Genomic DNA, 1,439 nt, shown 5'->3' with positions numbered 1-1,439 from the left:
TGGTGTTAGGTTAAAACAGTGGACACAGCGAATCGAGAATGTAAGAATAAGTCGATTCGAGGTGAGCCACGTGACACAAAAGTACGACAACGACTTTAAGCTCCATGCTGTTCAACTCGCTTTAGAAGGCCACAAGCCAGCAAGCGAGATCGCACGCGATCTCGGGATATCCGTGAAGACTTTGTATGGGTGGATGGCGAAGTATCGTGAAGATCCGGAAACCCCATTCGTAGGAAGTGGGAACCTAAGACCGGAAGCGAAAGCGATACGAGAGCTGGAGCGGGAAAATCGCCAATTGCGAGAGGAGAATGAGATCCTAAAAAAAGCCATGCGCATCTTCACCAACGACCGGAAATAGTGTATGCCTGGATCCACAAGCACCGCTCCGAATTTCCGGCTCAGAAGATGTGCAAAGTCCTCGGTGTATCTCGGAGCGGCTACTACGCATGGCGCGGGCGGCCCGAAAGCCTTCGCTCCAAGCGCAGGAAACGGCGGATCCGTCGCATTCATGAGCTATTCCTGCAATCTCGTCGACTGTACGGGAGTCCAAAGATCACAGCGCTCCTGCGTCGGGACGGGGAACGGATTGCACAAAAGACGGTCGCACGTCTCATGCGAGAGCACGGGCTTCGGAATCGTACCGTACGCAAGTACAAAGCGACAACCGATTCGAAGCATCGTCATCCCGTGCATGAGAACGTCCTCAATCGGCGTTTTGTAGCAGAACGACCAGGACAGGTCTATATGGCAGATATCACGTACATCCCCACGGATGAAGGCTGGGTGTATCTTGCCAGCGTTGAGGATCTATACAGCCGTAAGATTGTGGGTTGGAGCGCAGGTGCGCGGATGTCGAAAGAGCTCTGCATCCGCGCGTTGGAACAAGCGCAAAAACACAGGCTGCAACGCGACGGCGTTGTTCTTCACCATTCGGATCGTGGAAGCCAGTACGCGTCGCAAGCGTACCAGAACCGGCTCATAGCCTATGGGATGACGGTAAGCATGAGTCGGAAAGGGAATTGTTACGACAATGCTTGTATGGAATCATTCCACAGCGTGCTCAAGCGAGAACTCGTGTACCCCGAGAGATTTCGGACGCGGGCTGAGGCGATCCGACGGATCTTCGAGTACATCGAAATCTGGTACAACCGACAACGGATCCACAGCGCAGTTGGGTACCGGACGCCCGATGACGTCGAGCGTCAATACTTCGAGGCGCAGTTGAAAGGTGCCGGTGCAGATTGCCAAGTGAGTGCTTGACGTGGAGAGGCGAGTATGATAGCCTCGCCAGTCTTCCAAAGGCGAGCGTGGCTCGGTTGCGGCCAAACGCGACATGATGCCCGCAGAGGCTCCATGTCAAGCACGGCCCAGGCAGCACATCGAGCAGGAAATCTTGCACCTTCTCGATTTTGATGTGTCCATTGTATTGACTCAATACC

1 protein-coding gene is annotated in these 1,439 nt (G+C 54.2%); it reads left to right on the top strand.

The features are described 5' to 3' along the window. The first annotated feature begins 70 nt into the window (after positions 1–70). Positions 71–1,260, top strand: a protein-coding gene (locus tag AS26_RS13535) for an IS3 family transposase (RefSeq protein ID WP_217997441.1) whose coding sequence is annotated in 2 segments (ribosomal slippage) — positions 71–317 and positions 317–1,260 — 1,191 coding nt in all. Because the reading frame shifts where the segments join, the coding sequence is not laid out codon by codon here. Positions 1,261–1,439: the final 179 nt, after the last annotated feature.

This window comes from Alicyclobacillus sendaiensis NBRC 100866 (assembly GCF_001552675.1).
GTDB lineage: Bacteria > Bacillota > Bacilli > Alicyclobacillales > Alicyclobacillaceae > Alicyclobacillus > Alicyclobacillus sendaiensis.
Note: the sequence above shows the minus strand (reverse complement) of the source record. Positions and strands in the feature narration are given on the sequence as shown.